Origin of the sequence: Maribacter sp. X9, assembly GCF_048537565.1 — a bacterium.
Lineage (GTDB): Bacteria > Bacteroidota > Bacteroidia > Flavobacteriales > Flavobacteriaceae > Maribacter.
The window spans coordinates 546,897-561,536 of record NZ_CP183215.1 but is presented as its reverse complement, the minus strand read 5'-3'; the positions used below and the strand labels follow the sequence as shown (position 1 = coordinate 561,536).

The 14,640-nt window shown below is 38.4% G+C and carries 15 protein-coding genes; 7 read left to right on the top strand and 8 right to left on the bottom strand.

Translation table 11 applies throughout. The annotated features are described in order from the left end of the window. Nucleotides 1-34: 34 nt before the first annotated feature. From ACNR9Q_RS02355 to ACNR9Q_RS02345, 3 genes are all read left to right on the top strand, one after another. Entirely contained in the window at nt 35-1,117 is a 1,083-nt protein-coding gene (locus ACNR9Q_RS02355; protein WP_419212988.1) for a DNA helicase PriA, read from the top strand. Further along, nucleotides 1,114-1,848, top strand: coding sequence for a metallophosphoesterase family protein (locus ACNR9Q_RS02350; protein ID WP_419212987.1), 735 nt, complete (start codon nt 1,114-1,116; stop codon nt 1,846-1,848). The genes ACNR9Q_RS02355 and ACNR9Q_RS02350 overlap by 4 nt, the downstream gene beginning before the upstream one ends. A 64-nt stretch (nt 1,849-1,912) precedes the next feature. Further along, complete coding sequence (locus tag ACNR9Q_RS02345) at nt 1,913-2,911, top strand: acyl-ACP desaturase (RefSeq protein WP_419212986.1); 999 nt, start codon at nt 1,913-1,915, stop codon at nt 2,909-2,911. 431 nt (nt 2,912-3,342) lie between these two features. Here ACNR9Q_RS02345 and ACNR9Q_RS02340 read toward each other — a convergent pair whose 3' ends face one another. From ACNR9Q_RS02340 to ACNR9Q_RS02315, 6 genes are all read right to left on the bottom strand, one after another. Continuing rightward, on the bottom strand, nt 3,343-4,896 hold the full coding sequence (locus tag ACNR9Q_RS02340) for an aldehyde dehydrogenase family protein (protein WP_419212985.1): 1,554 nt from the start codon (nt 4,894-4,896) through the stop codon (nt 3,343-3,345). 78 nt (nt 4,897-4,974) lie between these two features. Beyond that, nucleotides 4,975-5,349 carry a DUF1304 domain-containing protein gene (locus ACNR9Q_RS02335; RefSeq protein WP_419212984.1) on the bottom strand — a complete coding sequence of 125 codons (375 nt, stop codon included), beginning with the start codon at nt 5,347-5,349 and terminating at the stop codon, nt 4,975-4,977. Then, on the bottom strand, nt 5,346-5,888 hold the full coding sequence (locus ACNR9Q_RS02330) for a 3-hydroxyanthranilate 3,4-dioxygenase (protein WP_419212983.1): 543 nt from the start codon (nt 5,886-5,888) through the stop codon (nt 5,346-5,348). The genes ACNR9Q_RS02335 and ACNR9Q_RS02330 overlap by 4 nt, the downstream gene beginning before the upstream one ends. A gap of 116 nt (nt 5,889-6,004) precedes the next feature. Continuing rightward, entirely contained in the window at nt 6,005-6,511 is a 507-nt protein-coding gene (locus ACNR9Q_RS02325) for a CAP domain-containing protein (protein WP_419212982.1), read from the bottom strand. Nucleotides 6,512-6,791: 280 nt separating this feature from the next. Beyond that, nucleotides 6,792-7,271 carry a CAP domain-containing protein gene (locus ACNR9Q_RS02320; protein WP_419212981.1) on the bottom strand — a complete coding sequence of 160 codons (480 nt, stop codon included), beginning with the start codon at nt 7,269-7,271 and terminating at the stop codon, nt 6,792-6,794. A 187-nt stretch (nt 7,272-7,458) separates the two neighbouring features. Next, a complete protein-coding gene (locus ACNR9Q_RS02315) occupies nt 7,459-7,983 on the bottom strand; it encodes a CvpA family protein (RefSeq protein ID WP_419212980.1) in 525 nt (174 codons plus the stop codon). 80 nt (nt 7,984-8,063) lie between these two features. Between ACNR9Q_RS02315 and ACNR9Q_RS02310 the strand changes: the two genes are divergently transcribed. The 3 genes from ACNR9Q_RS02310 (at nt 8,064) to ACNR9Q_RS02300 (ending at nt 12,004) form a co-directional block, all read left to right on the top strand. Next, nucleotides 8,064-8,420, top strand: coding sequence for a hypothetical protein (locus ACNR9Q_RS02310; RefSeq protein ID WP_419212978.1), 357 nt, complete (start codon nt 8,064-8,066; stop codon nt 8,418-8,420). Between the two features lie 261 nt (nt 8,421-8,681). Then, on the top strand, nt 8,682-10,172 hold the full coding sequence (glpK, locus tag ACNR9Q_RS02305; RefSeq protein ID WP_419212977.1) for a glycerol kinase GlpK: 1,491 nt from the start codon (nt 8,682-8,684) through the stop codon (nt 10,170-10,172). Between the two features lie 164 nt (nt 10,173-10,336). Continuing rightward, on the top strand, nt 10,337-12,004 hold the full coding sequence (locus tag ACNR9Q_RS02300) for a glycerol-3-phosphate dehydrogenase/oxidase (RefSeq protein ID WP_419212976.1): 1,668 nt from the start codon (nt 10,337-10,339) through the stop codon (nt 12,002-12,004). On the opposite strand, the gene ACNR9Q_RS02295 is transcribed toward ACNR9Q_RS02300, so the two are convergent. After that, entirely contained in the window at nt 12,001-13,002 is a 1,002-nt protein-coding gene (locus tag ACNR9Q_RS02295) for an NAD(P)H-dependent glycerol-3-phosphate dehydrogenase (RefSeq protein ID WP_419212975.1), read from the bottom strand. The two genes, ACNR9Q_RS02300 and ACNR9Q_RS02295, sit on opposite strands and share 4 nt — an antisense overlap. Nucleotides 13,003-13,125: 123 nt before the next feature. Here ACNR9Q_RS02295 and ACNR9Q_RS02290 point away from each other — a divergent pair, with 123 nt between their 5' ends. After that, complete coding sequence (locus ACNR9Q_RS02290) at nt 13,126-14,037, top strand: nicotinic acid mononucleotide adenyltransferase (protein WP_419212974.1); 912 nt, start codon at nt 13,126-13,128, stop codon at nt 14,035-14,037. Nucleotides 14,038-14,093: 56 nt separating this feature from the next. On the opposite strand, the gene ACNR9Q_RS02285 is transcribed toward ACNR9Q_RS02290, so the two are convergent. Further along, the gene (locus ACNR9Q_RS02285) at nt 14,094-14,621 is read right to left on the bottom strand and encodes a DUF421 domain-containing protein (RefSeq protein WP_419212973.1); all 528 of its coding nucleotides are present in this window, start codon (nt 14,619-14,621) and stop codon (nt 14,094-14,096) included. Between the last annotated feature and the right edge of the window lie 19 nt (nt 14,622-14,640).

Below are 14,640 nucleotides of genomic sequence, written 5' to 3'. Positions count from 1 at the left end.
TTGCCAATACCCTTTACTATAGGGGATTCTATCTATGGAAGATATTCAGAAATCAGAATTTAAAAAGGCATGTGCCAATTGTGGGGCCGAGTTGAAATTTAAACCTGGCTCCCATCAATTGACCTGTGAATACTGTGGTTATGAGGAATTCATCGAACCATCTAAAAGTAGTTTTGAGGAATTGGAACTGGCACATTATTTAAAAATTGTTGGCGAAAATGCCTATACTGAAACCATTGAACTGTTACATTGTAAGAATTGTGGGGCCAACCAGCATGTAGAAGAAAATTATAAATCCCTCAATTGCGTTTATTGTGGAGAACCTTTGATTCGGGAAGATATTGAAACCGAAGGATGGATTTCGCCCGGGGCATTGGTTCCTTTTCAATTGGATGCTAAAAAGGCCCAGGCCATATTTAAAGATTGGCTGAACAAAATTTGGTTCGCTCCCAATAACTTAAAACGGGCGGCTTTAGATATAGAGAGATTACATGGACTCTACCTGCCCTACTGGACTTTTGATGCCAATTTACGCGCTTCATATCACGGCCAACGTGGAGATTATTACTATGAAACCCAAACTTATAATAGTGATAAAGGAAGACGTACCCGGCAGGTCCGTAAAACTAGATGGACCTATGTTTCTGGAAGTGTAGATGGATTTGTAGATGATATCTTAATCAATGCGTCACAGAAAAAGAGAAAGGAAATTCCGGCTAAAATTGCTTTTTGGAATTTGAAGGACCTGGTCGTTTTCAATTCAAAATACCTATCAGGGTTCGTGACCGAAAAATATACGGTTTCGTTAAAAGAAGGTCATCACAGTTCGTTTCAAGAGGCAAAGAATATTGCCTATAATTGGATACGGCGCGATATCGGCGGCGATACACAACGTATCGCGAATGCTGATATTAAATTATCCGATGAAACGTTTAAACATATTTTACTCCCGGTTTACCTGAGTTCGTATAGGTACGATGGTAAGGAATTCAATTTTTATATTAATGGTCAAACGGGCGTATTAAGTGGAAATAGACCCTATTCATTCTGGAAAATCTTCTTTTTAGTACTTTTTATACTTGTGATAATAGCAGTATTTGCGATTTTTGCTAAATGAGTTTAAAAAGAACGCTGGTTATAGGCGACATCCATTCGGGATTAAAAGCTTTACAGCAACTATTGAGTAAAATAGACCCTGCCGAAGAAGATACCCTTATTTTTTTGGGAGATTACATAGACGGTTGGAGTGAGGCTGTGGAAACCATAAATTACCTGCTCGAATTAAAAGAGCGCTATTCTTGCATTTTTCTTAGGGGAAACCATGATGAACTTTGCTATGAGTGGCTAACGGGGGCAGGCGATAACCCCACTTGGTTTATGCACGGGGGCGAGGCCACGGCAAATTCCTACGCAAAGGCAGATGAGGCCAAGAAAGAAATCCATATTCAATTTTATGAAAGTTTAGAGAATTACTATTTAGATGATGAAAATAGATTGTTCTTGCATGCTGGTTTTACTAATTTAAAAGGAATCGAATTTGAATATTTTAAAAAGACATTTTATTGGGACCGTACGCTATGGGAACTGGCACTTTCATTAAATAACGATTTGGATTATGACCATATTCATTATCCAAAACGATTAAAAAATTATAGTGAAATCTATATCGGGCATACTCCGGTAACCCGTATTGGCAAGACAACCCCTCAAAATGCAGCGAATGTTTGGAATATTGATACCGGAGCCGCTTTTAAAGGTCCTTTGACAGCACTGCATGTAGAAACAAAGGAATATTGGCAAAGTGATCCTGTTTTCACCTTTTATCCTAATGAAAGGGGCAGAAACTGATAAAACCGTTAACTTTACGTAGAAAGAGATTGATTTATTGACGAACTTTGATAAAATTTGAGATATGTCCATTAAAAATATAAGATTAGAAGTGATGCAGGCACTGGAGCCAAAGGTTGAGGGATTTATGGATTCTTTCCTTATACCGGTAGAGGATATATGGCAGCCTACAGATTTTTTACCTAACTCAGAAAAAGAAGGTTTTTTACAAGAGGTAAAGGAATTAAGGGAAGAGTCTAAAGAGTTGGGTTACGATTTTTGGGTGACCATGGTTGCCGATACCATAACCGAAGAAGCCCTGCCGACGTATGAATCTTGGCTAATGGATGTGGTAGGTATTGATCAACATGGAGATTATAAAACCAACGGTTGGGCCAAATGGGTACGCGCGTGGACCGCTGAAGAAAATAGGCACGGTGACGTTTTGAACAAATATCTGTATTTATCGGGCAGGGTGAATATGAGAGAGGTTGAAATAACCACACAACATTTAATATCTGACGGATTTGATATTGGAACAGACCGTGATCCATATAAGAACTTTATTTATACATCTTTTCAAGAATTGGCTACCAACATTTCGCACAAGAGGGTAGGCCAAATGGCAAAGAGAAAAGGAAATGCCTTATTGGGTAAAATGTGTACTATAATCGCCGGCGACGAAATGCGACACCATTTGGCCTACAGGGAATTTGTAAAGACCATTTTTGGAGAGGATCCTTCTGGGATGATGATAGCGTTTGCAGAAATGATGAAGAAGAAAATTGTAATGCCTGCGCATTTCTTGCGGGAATCAGGAGGTACTATTGGTTCTGCTTTCGAGAATTTCTCGAACTGCGCGCAGCGTTTAGGCGTATATACCGCACAGGATTATGTTGAGATTTTAAGTAAGTTAAATACATACTGGGAGTTGGAAACCATTCGATCCTTAAATGAAGAAGCCGAAAAGGCCCGGGATTACTTAATCAAATTACCTGCTAGACTAGAACGTATAGCAGAGCGTATGAAGTTTCCACAAGATCAATACCACTTTAAATGGGTAGAAGCCAACGGAGCATTGTAAGAACGACATAAAAAAATCCCGGGCAATTGACCGGGATTTTTTTATGTTAAAAATTTACTATAATCATGTGCTTCTTACCATCTCATTAAACAATCAAGTGGATTTTCAAAACAATTTTAGGGAGTCGAAAGTCTTTATTCCAGTTATACTTGAAAATCAACCATCTATACAGATACAGTGTTTGTAGGTGAAAAAATAGAGTTAACGAACAACTTTAAATTGCACTTTAGCAAATAAATTTTAAAAGTATACTTCTCCCCTCAAAGTTTGGGCACTGGGTATACATTTGAAGTTTTGAGTTAGTTGGTTAAAAAATCCTGTCTTCATCATAGTCGATAGGATTTTTTTAGGTTTATATTTTTCTTGTATTTCAAAACTCTAATTCCTTTTATTTAAAGGCTTTAAACCTTCAAGAACATTAAATTACGTTGTTAAAGGTCAAACTTTATCCCTTGGGCCAAAGGTAATTCTGTGGTATAGTTTATTGTATTTGTCTGTCTACGCATGTAAACTTTCCAAGCATCGGAGCCACTTTCCCTACCGCCGCCTGTCTCTTTTTCACCTCCGAAGGCGCCACCGATTTCGGCACCAGATGTGCCTATGTTTACATTGGCAATGCCACAATCACTACCCCAAGCGGAAAGAAAGCGCTCCGCTTCCCTTAAATTGTTCGTCATAATGGCCGAGGAGAGTCCTTGAACCACTCCATTTTGAATGGCGATGGCATTTTCAACTTCTCCTGTGTACTTTAAAAGATAAAGAACAGGGGCAAAGGTTTCGTGTTGAACAATTTCAAATTCATTTTTAGCTTCTGCGATTGCGGGTTGAACGTAACATCCGCTTTCATAACCTTCACCTTCCAAAACGCCTCCTTCAACAATCAATTTTCCACCTTCGGCAACTACGTTCTCCAACGCTTTTTTATAGTGAACGACCGCATCGGTATCAATTAAGGGTCCGACATGATTTTTTTCATCCAATGGATTTCCAATACGTAACTGCTTATAGGCCGATACAATGGCATCTTTTACCTTTTCGTACATGGATTCATGAATAATCAATCTACGGGTAGAGGTACATCGTTGTCCCGCAGTCCCTACTGCTCCGAATACCGCACCTATAACGGTCATTTTCAGGTCAGCATCAGGTGTAACAATTATGGCATTGTTTCCTCCAAGTTCCAATAACGATTTGCCAAGTCGGGCGGCTACGGCCTGTGCCACTATTTTTCCCATTCGTATTGAACCTGTAGCGGATACCAAAGGGATTCTAGTATCTTGGGTCATATATTCACCCACCTTGTAATCACCATTGATAAGGCATGAAATACCTTCCGGTAAATTGTTTGCCTTAAAAACCGCGGCGGCTATATTTTGGCAAGCAACCCCGCAAAGCGGTGTTTTTTCAGAAGGTTTCCAAACACAAACATCGCCGCATATCCATGCCAGTGCTGTGTTCCAAGCCCAAACGGCGACTGGGAAATTAAATGCCGATATAATACCTACCACTCCTAAGGAATGATATTGCTCGTACATTCTATGGCCTGGTCGTTCTGAATGCATGGTCAAACCGTGTAATTGTCGAGATAGACCAACAGCAAAATCACAGATATCTATCATTTCTTGAACTTCCCCTAAACCTTCTTGATAACTTTTTCCCATTTCATAGGAGACCAACTTACCAAGATGCTCTTTGAGCTCCCGAAGTTTTTCGCCGAATTGACGTACAATTTCACCACGTTGAGGTGCCGGTTTTGTCCTCCAATCCGTAAATGCGTCAGTAGCAGTTTGCATTACCTTTTCGTAATCCTCTTTTGTAGTAGTTTTTACCTTGGCGATTAGAGAACCATCTACCGGAGAATAGGAGGTTATCAGCTCTCCAGATGAAAAATTGTTAGAACCGGTTGAAGTTCCATTGTTGATATCCTTGATCCCCAATGCTTTTAGAGCATCCTGCATTCCAAAATCCGCCGCAATTTTTGACATTATATAACTTTTTAAACTTAATTTGTTAAATATATAGCTAAAATACAAAGAAAATCATGCTTTAAAGCATCTTAAACTTCATGGGAAGAATTTAATAATTGACCAAAGAAATATTCCTAGTAGGGCAGGGATTCCCTGTATCAGGAATATTTTTTTTGATACCGATATGCCGCCATAGATTCCAGCAACCACAACACAACCTAAAAAGAACAAACTTATGTTAGTAGACCATATTACATCAGTGATTACTAAAGACCAAATTAATCCTAAGGCAAGGAAGCCGTTATATAGACCTTGATTGGCCGCCATATTTTTAGTAGGCTCAAATAAATCATGCGGAATATTTCTAAATACTTTCTTGGCCTTTGTGGTCCACGCGAACATTTCGAGCCATAGAAAATACACGTGCATGATTGCAACTATTGCCGTTACTATTTGAGCAGTAAAAATCAATTTTCTTGCGCTATGAAACGTTCGTCTACAGGCATTACTGTGCCACAATTTTCGCAAGTCCTCAATTCTTTCGAACTATAGAAGTGTTTGAAATGGGCCAGGAAATCCTTTTCAATATCATTTAGGGTAAAATAGGCCTCATACAGTTTATGGTTGCAATTGTCACAAAACCATAGTAGACCATCATCAACGTTCATATCGGCTCTTTTACGTTCTATTACCAAACCAATGGAGCCTTCTTTTCTAACGGGCGAATGGGGAATTTTGGCGGGATGCAAGTACATGTCTCCCGGGCCTAGTTTCATAGTTCTCTTTTTCCCATTTTCTTGAATATGGATTTCAATATTTCCCTCTAATTGATAAAAAAGTTCTTCGGTCTCATTATAGTGATAATCTTTACGGGCATTGGGTCCGCCGACAATCATTACAATGTAATCCCCTGCATCTTTATATAAATTCTTATTGCCAACGGGAGGTTTAAGCATCCCCCTGTTTTCTTCTATCCATGTGTTAAGGTTAAAAGGCGCTTTAATGCTCATATCTTTATATTTTAAGTGAAAGTTAAAAAAACCCTAGGCGCTTACCTAAAACTTGGGCATAAAAAAAGCCTTTGAAATCCAAAGGCTTTTTTTATGCATTTTATGTTTCTAATTGATTATTTAAAGAATATTTGCGTGAAGTAGAGGTCACCATTAGAATTTGGTCTAATACTTATAGCGGAATAATTATAATCTCCCTCAATATTTTTCCTATGGCCGGGGCTCTTTAGCCAAGCTTCAAGCGCTTCTTCTAGAGTATCATAATTTCTTGCAACATTTTCAGCCACAAGTATTGCTCCTGTTCTCTTTGAAATGTTTTCGGCGCGTTCGTTAAATTTATCATGACTAGTTCGGTTTTTGGCAATCATATAATCTGTATGGATACCTGCATAGTAATACGTGTTACTATCAAATTGCATTTCACTTAGACCGATACTTACGCGATAGTCGTTGACCATATCGAAAAGTTGGGCTTCATTGGTATTTTGTTCGTTCGAAGAAACTAATGTTACATTCTTAGAAATATCGGTGTTCTCTTCATCGTAACCGGCAAAGTTTTCGTATTTGGAACAAGAAGATAATAAAAGGATGAGTAATGCTAATTGGGGTAATGCTAATTTCATTTTGGGGAACATATTTTATGTTTTTATGTTACAAATGTAGCTTCAGGGGTCATCTTAAAAACAATAATATCCATGGCGGTAACGAAAAACTCGATAAGCTGTAGAATTATACTGAATGGGAGCTAATCGATTAAATGCAATGCTATTTTCATCGAAGAAAACTGCATTTAATAAGAGTTTACGCACTTCAACCTGAAAATATTCCCTCTCAACTTAGTTGTGCTAAAAAGTTGGTTGAAATATCAAAACCTGTCTTTTGAAAAATGGATTGTGCAAATTGTTATTGCTTGTAAAATAGTTGGGTAAAATAATAATTGCCCATTTCATTTTTTTTGACGCTTATGGCGGTATGTGTGAAATCACCCTCCATGGTTTTTTTATGGCTACTGCTGTTGTACCAACCTTGAAAGGCCTCTGTGGCAGAATCATAATCTTTTGCCACATTTTCAGCTACCATCTCAACGGTTACCTCAGAGTTGATATTAGCTGCCCTAGAGCTGAAATTATCATGGCTTATACTTCCTTTAGCAATCATGTAATCTGTGTGGATGTTGGCATACTTGTAGGCCACATCACTAAACCGGAGCGGTTCGGTCTTTAAAGTCAACCTATGTTCATTGACAATTTCCAATAGTTCCTGTTCTATGGTTATCGCATTCTCTGCTTCAATGACGGGTGTTTCCGATATGGGTTCACTTGTGCACGAACTAAGAAATAATACAATTAGAGCAGGGACCGCATAAAGCAATCTCATTTTCATATAGTGTCTTTTTCTAATACAGCCTCTCGGCGTAGCGCAGTAGGTAAGTAAGGTGAGAATGTTCTAGATTCTCTATCGATAGGGGTATCGATATCCCAATATTATGGAAAATAAAATAACGCTAAATAATCTGAATTTTTTTTTCGTTGAAGTGATGAAAAACTTGGAATAAAAGCTATTTTCAGTTTTAAACTTTAATGGAATCGTTGGGAGTTTCCTTTTTTAGCACGTCGGTTTCCAGTACATTTTTAAATAGAAGGGCCCCAATATCCTTGATGGGTTGGTAAAGAACGGATTCATTTTTTGTTTGCTCATCAAGTAAATTAAAGGAGGTGTTCATTCGATCAAAGAATATCAATAGGGCACCTAGTAAAATGGCTACTTTGAGTACGCCGAAAATAGCTCCTGCAAGTTTGTTCAGCAGCCCTAGCATTGCGATATTGGCTATTTTGGTCAATAATTTTCCAGCTAAATGTACAATGATGATGATGAGAATAAAGGTAATTATAAAGGCTGCGATGCTCATATTACGCTCATTCCAGTCCAAACGTTCCGATAAGTAACCCCCTGTGATATAAGAAAAATGGATTGCTCCATAAATACCTGCTATCAAAGCAACGATTGAAGCTATTTCCATAAACAGTCCGTTCTTAAGACCTTTCCATAGTCCCCAAATTAATGGTATTCCAAGAAGTATATCTAAAAGCCCCATTCGCAAAGTGTTTTAACAAATATAGAACTTTGATTTGTACCTTTGTAGTCTCAAAAATTAGCCGAACTGGCACAAATAATATGGCAAGGGATATACAATTAAAAGAACGATGGGATAATTTGGTTGTGAGATTGTCGACTAAATTTTCTGATGGTGATCCGTTGGAATTGGATGCCATCATTTATTTGGTAGGTGTTCAAGAACTTGGCCAATACCATAGAAAGTATAAGAAGGATGATAAACTGGACCTGATGCATATTGCCATTTGTAGACTATTGGAACCTTACGGTTTTTATGAGTTCAGTTTTTTTGATGAAGAAGGTTGGCCACATTACAACGTAAAGGAAGAGTTACCCTCATTAAAGGCAGGAGAACAAACCGTATTAATGAAGGAGGCCATTGTCAATTATTTCTTAGAAAAGGAGTTCATCCAATAATTCCAGACTGCACCTTATTGCCTTATAATTTTCACTCCAAGCAAATCAGTAGGAGATAATGGCTATGCGGAAAAAACAAAATTAGAAGTAGTATCTATCGGGTTCAATAGTTGCACTGTTCGTATGTGTTTGGTAGAAAGTGAATATTATTTTCAAAACGAAGAATAGTCAGTACAGGAATTATTATTAGCAATACGTCTTCATTTAAGTTTTTGAATTTGCCTGTAAATCCGCTATATTTAAGAAAATAACACGGTGTAAATGTCAAGGCAATTTATTATTTCATTAGATCAGGGAACTACAAGCTCAAGAGCATTATTAGTGGACCATGAGGGAAAAATTCAGGGAATGGTGCAACGAGAGTTCAAACAAATCTTCCCCAAATCGGGTTGGGTAGAGCATGATCCTATGGAAATCCTATCCTCGCAGATGCAAGTTTTACAAGAATTGCTCGATAAGGAAAAAGTACGACCATCGGAAATTTTGGCGATAGGGATTACCAACCAAAGAGAAACTACTGTGGTTTGGGATAAAAATTCGGGAGAGCCCGTTTACAATGCCATTGTTTGGCAAGACAAGCGTACTGCTAACATTTGTGAACACCTCAAAAAATCTGGTTTAAAGGAACATGTTCAAAAAACCACAGGCTTGGTTATCGACTCTTATTTTTCGGGTACTAAGGTAAAATGGATTTTAGATAATGTAGAAGGGGTAAAGAAAAAAGCCGCGGATGGAGACTTATTAATGGGAACCATAGATAGTTGGTTGGTATGGAACATGACCAAAGAGCACAACCATTATACCGATTATACCAATGCTTCACGCACTATGATTTATGATATCGTTAATTTAAAATGGGACGATAAAATGCTCAAAGCGCTTGGAATTCCTAAAAGTATGTTGCCAGAGGTAAAACCATCCGCGGCCCATTTTGGCGATTATGAATATAAGAACGTTAAGATACCTATTTCAGGTATAGCCGGGGATCAACAGGCAGCACTTTTTGGACAGGCTTGTTTTAAAAAAGGCACGGCAAAGAACACCTACGGTACGGGCTGTTTTATGTTAATGAATACAGGTGAGGAACCACAGTTTTCTAAGAACGGATTATTGACCACTATTGCATACGGCCTTAATGGAAAAGTGAACTATGCCCTTGAAGGTAGTATTTTTATTGCAGGGGCGGCTATACAATGGTTACGTGACGGCATGGAACTAATCACCCATGCCGAAGAAACGGAGAAGTTGGCAAATTCCATAGAAGGTGAAAATTCAGTTTATGTGGTCCCGGCTTTTGCGGGTCTTGGAGCACCCTATTGGGATATGTACGCTCGTGGCGCAATTTTTGGGTTGACCCGAGATACAGGTAAGGCACATATTGCCAAAGCTACTTTAGAAGCCTTGGCGTACCAGACCAAAGATATTTTAAAGGCGATGGAAGATGATTCAAGAATTCAGTTAAAGAACCTTAGGGTAGACGGCGGAGCTTGTGCGAACGATTATTTAATGCAGTTTCAGGCCGATATATTAGATTCAGAAGTACATCGCCCCGAGGTAATTGAGTCAACCGCTATGGGTGCTGCATTCTTGGCCGGTATTCAGGTTGGACTTTGGGAGCAATCCGATATTGACCAAAATAGACCTATGAACCATATTTTTAAACCCACTTTTGACCGTGTCAAGAGAAAGCGTTTATATAAAAAATGGCAAAAAGCGGTAGAACGCTGTAAAGGATGGGAAGAAGAGGAATGATTCGATACAGCTAATTTCACAAAAAAATAACTTGAACGGATAAACCTTCCCGAAGTTGTGTCTATATCTTTGGATAAAGAAAAATATATTCACCCTTTTATTGGGCATTTTAGAATGATCTTCAATGCAGCTTTGTCCCTTGATATTAAAATAAACATCTATAGATGAAAAACATAAAATTCACGAATTTAGAACGGCAAAAGACAATCGATACCATCGCAAGTGAGGAGTTTGACCTTGTGGTTATTGGAGGGGGAATTACAGGTGCCGGTATAGCGTTAGATGCCGCTTCACGGGGTTTGAAAACTGCTTTGTTGGAAAAAGGTGATTTCGCTTCGGGCACCAGTAGTAAGTCCACCAAATTGATACATGGCGGTCTTCGCTATTTAAAACAATTCGATTTTTGGTTGGTAAAAGAAGTAGGTTCTGAGCGGGCTATTGTACATAAATTGGCACCACATCTAGTATTGCCGGAAAAAATGTTATTGCCCTTAATAGAGAATGGTTCTTATGGAAAGTGGCTTGCCTCCATTGGTCTTAAAGTATATGATATTTTGGCCCAAGTTTCGGGTGATGACAAACGGCAAATGTTGGAGAAAAAGGAAGCTTTAAAACTCGAGCCGTTGTTGCCCAAAAAGATTCTAAACGGGGCGGGCTATTATGCCGAATATAGAACTGACGATGCTCGGTTGACCATTGAGAATATAAAGACAAGTTTACTTTTTGGTGCCCAAGCCTTGAATTATGCAAAAGTGAACGATTTTTTATATACCGATGAAAAGGTTGCCGGGGTTAAGGTTGTTGATGAGGTTTCAGGAAAGGAATTCACCATTAAATCGAAGTACGTAATCAGCGCTGCAGGGCCTTGGGTAGATGAGCTTAGAGGTTTGAACAATTCAAAAAAAGGAAAACAGTTACACCTTACCAAAGGAGTACATTTGGTTTTTCCCTATGAGAAGTTACCCGTAAAACAATCCGTTTATTTCGATATCCCTGATGGGCGAATGATGTTTGCCATTCCAAGAGGTAAAATCACCTATGTTGGCACAACAGATACCAATTACAATGACAACAAGGACAATGTTAGAACCGACATAGCTGATGCTATCTATTTGATTTCTGCCGTGAATAATATGTTTCCGGATATACATTTAGAATTGGACGATATCATTTCTTCTTGGGCAGGGTTACGACCCTTGATTCATGAAGAAGGTAAATCTGCTTCAGAACTTTCTAGAAAAGATGAAATTTTTGTATCCGACACCGGGTTGGTCAGTATTGCTGGGGGAAAATTAACAGGCTATCGTAAAATGGCCGAGCGCGTGGTTGATCGTATCGCCAAAAAGATGGAAGAAGAGCAAGATACCAAGCTTAAGGAGTGTTTCACGGAGAAAATTTTTCTTTGTGGAAATGAAGATTTTAAAAAGTTCAAACAAGTCAAAAAGTATATCGCTGAAATCTACGAAAGGTTAAAAGAAGATGGATTTACTGAATATGATGCCTGGTTTTTAGTGACCAATTATGGAAAGCAAACCGAGACCATTTTAGAGTATTATTCAAAAACATTAGAAAAGAATAAACAGGTACGTTTGGCCAAAGCGGAACTTGCCTTTGGAATCGATTTTGAAATGGTACAGAATCCTATGGATTTCTTTATTCGAAGAACAGGAAGACTTTATTTTGACATAGAAAGTATTCGAACCCTTATGGAACCTATCCTAAAAGAATTCCAAAATAGATTTGGAGTTTCAGATACAAAAGTAACCGAATGGAAAAAAACCTTAGAATATGAACTCAAGGAACATTCAGATTTTTCCTTAAATCGTGATTAATCTAATTTCTCAGTGAGTTCGGTAAATACTTTTTTAGGATTTTTATTTTCATAAAGCACTTGATAAACAGCATTGATAATTGGGGTCTTTACCTTTTTATTAAAGTTGTTCTTAATGGCGTATGCGCTTTTGGTAGCGTAGTATCCCTCGGCAATCATGCTCATTTCCATTTGAGCGCTTTTAACGGTATATCCTTTACCGATCATATTCCCGAACATTCGGTTTCGGCTAAAGGTTGAATAGCCGGTAACCAATAAGTCTCCCAAATAGGCCGATTCATTGATGTTACGGTCTATATTGTGAATACGTTTGGTATACCTTTTCATTTCACGAATGGCGTTGCTCATCAATACACTTTGAAAATTATCGCCATAACCCAAACCGTGCGCTATTCCTGCAGCTATGGCGTAGATGTTCTTTAGCATAGCGGCATATTCGGTTCCGATAATATCCTTGCTGATTTTAGTCTTGATGTAATTACTGGAAAGGTTTTTAGCTACAAACTGAGCATTCTCTTTGTCGGCGCACGCTATGGTCAGATACGAAAGCCGCTCCATAGCTACTTCTTCTGCATGGCAAGGGCCTGTAATGACCCCAATATGTTCAAAAGGGATGTTATAGGTTTCGTGAAAATGCTCCCCAACGATCATACCGGTTTCGGGAACAATACCTTTAATGGCCGAAAAAATAACTTTGTCCTTCAGGGACGTTTGGAGCTTTTCCAATTCCCCGACTAAAAATGCGGATGGAACTGCGAAAATTAAAATATCCGCAAAATGTACAGCTTCATTGATATCATCGGTCAAGAACAACTGTTCTGTTTTAAACTCGACCGAAGTAAGATAATTTGGATTGTGTTTTTGGATTTTCAAGTAGCCTATTGCATCGGCATTCCGCATATACCATCCTACTTTTTCTTGGTTATTGGTCAACATTTTAACAATGGCGGTTGCCCAACTTCCTCCTCCAATTACTGCAAATTTAGCATCCTTCTTCATGTTCAGGTTTTATGCATACAAATTTACCAAATATTTAGAAGCTTATTTTCTATTGATAATCAATGGAATGCGATTTTTGGCATGGTGATTGTCTTTTGATTGACAACCTTAAAATGTAATCCTATGAGAACAATAAAACTACTCACTGGTTATTTCTTTTTAGCAACGCTAATGGTTTCTTGTTACGCAGATGTGATTATCGAGGATGATTACATAGAAGAATCCGCTTTTAATACAGATCAGGTTTTACAGAGTTATGACCTTTGGTATGTAGATATTAATGCTACACGTGGAGGTGGAGAGGTACCCTTTTTGCAGAGAGCCTTTACCATATCTTTTGATAGAGGGGTCGTTTATGCAAATAATAACATCGTAGGCATTGGTAAAACTGGCGGTGGTTACGGTATAGATGTCGGCACTTATGGTTCGCTGAGAGGAATCGTGGATATTGATCATGATGTGGACGGGCGCTGGGCGTTGGAAGTATATGCTACAAATTCAAATACGATAGAATTATATGATGCCAGCACAGACACCTCTTATTTCCTTAAAGGTTACCAGACCAATAATTTTGATTATGATATGGTCTTCTATGATAACATCAATTACTTTTTACAAGAATATGATGCATGGGAGAAAGTCTATACAAGTCAGGCGGGAGCATTCAATGATTTTGATAATGAAAATTACCTGCAGTTTTCCCCTAACTTTTTCAGGTCATCCATAGACACCCCAAATACAAGTATAGCCAGCTTACAATGGGATTACGAGGGAGATTATCAAGTGTATAATATACAAGGGGACGATACTTTAAAAACCTTGACCTTGGATTATGATTTCTTCGGTGACGATTATTTTGAACTCTATGTGATCAATGATAGCACCATAGAGTTATATCATCCTGACAGTGGTACTACTTATGAGTTTAAAGGAAGGGGCTATCAGCAATATCTTAAATCTGCAAAAGCCAATGAACGTAAAAAAAGAACAAAATCGTCTAACCCTATGATGAAAGTAGTGCGGAAGAAAGCATGATAGTTTTTAGGTTGGTTGTCTCAAAATTGCCCTCTTTAGTTGAAGAAGGGCAATTTTTAGTTACAGGGGGCAACATCTTCCATAATTACGGCATCTATTTTTATGGTATCAGTAGAATGTAAGACAGATACATCGCCTGTAGTTTCAAAAACCACCGCTTTTACTTGAGATAATTGAAGCACGTTTGCCTCTCGTAATTTACCCATTAAATCGGCCCTACTGACCAATGCCTTTTTTAAGTTTTCCTCAAAGATTTCGCCATTTTTCATCAATAAGATCGGGGTATTGGTCAGCACCTTTTGTGCCGTATTAGATTTGGAGAAAACCTTTGAAAAGAGAACCTGAAGGCTCGCTAAAAGGGCTATGGATATAAATGCCGGAAATAAGCTCGATACCGGTTTGTTGACCGCATCTGCTAAAATAGAACCCATGGCAATGGTCACCGCAAAATCGAAACTTGTCATTTTGGCGAACGTACGTTTACCGGCCATGCGTGTAATGAGCATGATGTATACATAAATTACGATGGCCGCTAGGCACATTTGTACTATGGTCTTTAACGAAAGAGGTTCAAATATTTCCATATTTATATTTTAAGGGTGG

Coding starts and splice junctions, on each gene's coding strand:
- ACNR9Q_RS02285 (WP_419212973.1), bottom strand. CDS start 14,621: ATGGAAATATTTGAACCTCTTTCGTTAAAGACCATAGTACAAATGTGC.
- ACNR9Q_RS02290 (WP_419212974.1), top strand. CDS start 13,126: ATGAGAACAATAAAACTACTCACTGGTTATTTCTTTTTAGCAACGCTA.
- ACNR9Q_RS02295 (WP_419212975.1), bottom strand. CDS start 13,002: ATGAAGAAGGATGCTAAATTTGCAGTAATTGGAGGAGGAAGTTGGGCA.
- ACNR9Q_RS02355 (WP_419212988.1), top strand. CDS start 35: ATGGAAGATATTCAGAAATCAGAATTTAAAAAGGCATGTGCCAATTGT.
- ACNR9Q_RS02310 (WP_419212978.1), top strand. CDS start 8,064: ATGGCAAGGGATATACAATTAAAAGAACGATGGGATAATTTGGTTGTG.
- ACNR9Q_RS02340 (WP_419212985.1), bottom strand. CDS start 4,896: ATGTCAAAAATTGCGGCGGATTTTGGAATGCAGGATGCTCTAAAAGCA.
- ACNR9Q_RS02320 (WP_419212981.1), bottom strand. CDS start 7,271: ATGAAAATGAGATTGCTTTATGCGGTCCCTGCTCTAATTGTATTATTT.
- ACNR9Q_RS02325 (WP_419212982.1), bottom strand. CDS start 6,511: ATGAAATTAGCATTACCCCAATTAGCATTACTCATCCTTTTATTATCT.
- ACNR9Q_RS02300 (WP_419212976.1), top strand. CDS start 10,337: ATGAAAAACATAAAATTCACGAATTTAGAACGGCAAAAGACAATCGAT.
- ACNR9Q_RS02315 (WP_419212980.1), bottom strand. CDS start 7,983: ATGGGGCTTTTAGATATACTTCTTGGAATACCATTAATTTGGGGACTA.
- ACNR9Q_RS02330 (WP_419212983.1), bottom strand. CDS start 5,888: ATGAGCATTAAAGCGCCTTTTAACCTTAACACATGGATAGAAGAAAAC.
- glpK (WP_419212977.1), top strand. CDS start 8,682: ATGTCAAGGCAATTTATTATTTCATTAGATCAGGGAACTACAAGCTCA.
- ACNR9Q_RS02345 (WP_419212986.1), top strand. CDS start 1,913: ATGTCCATTAAAAATATAAGATTAGAAGTGATGCAGGCACTGGAGCCA.
- ACNR9Q_RS02350 (WP_419212987.1), top strand. CDS start 1,114: ATGAGTTTAAAAAGAACGCTGGTTATAGGCGACATCCATTCGGGATTA.